The following is a 209-nucleotide window of genomic DNA, read 5'->3' on the forward strand; positions in this document are numbered from 1 at the left end:
GCTCCCTCCGGGATCACCTCGTTTACGGTGTACTCATAGGTCTTCTCGGATTCATAGCTTCCGTCCGCTTTTTCCAGGTCGGACAGTTTATAATTCAGCTTATTATTAAAGCTGATGCTTCCGTCTGACTTGTTGCTTCCGGTTGCTACTACCTTTCCGGCCTTGTCTTTTACTTCAAATGTAAACTCGCCATCCTTCAGGGTTCTTCC

1 protein-coding gene is annotated in these 209 nt (G+C 46.9%); it reads right to left on the bottom strand.

The window, feature by feature from the left end:
- On the bottom strand, positions 1 to 209 hold a 209-nt coding region (locus tag LIZ66_RS18495; RefSeq protein WP_227227655.1), incomplete at both ends, for a Spy0128 family protein.

Source organism: Blautia faecis, assembly GCF_020554845.1.
Taxonomy (GTDB): Bacteria; Bacillota; Clostridia; order Lachnospirales; family Lachnospiraceae; genus Blautia_A; species Blautia_A faecis.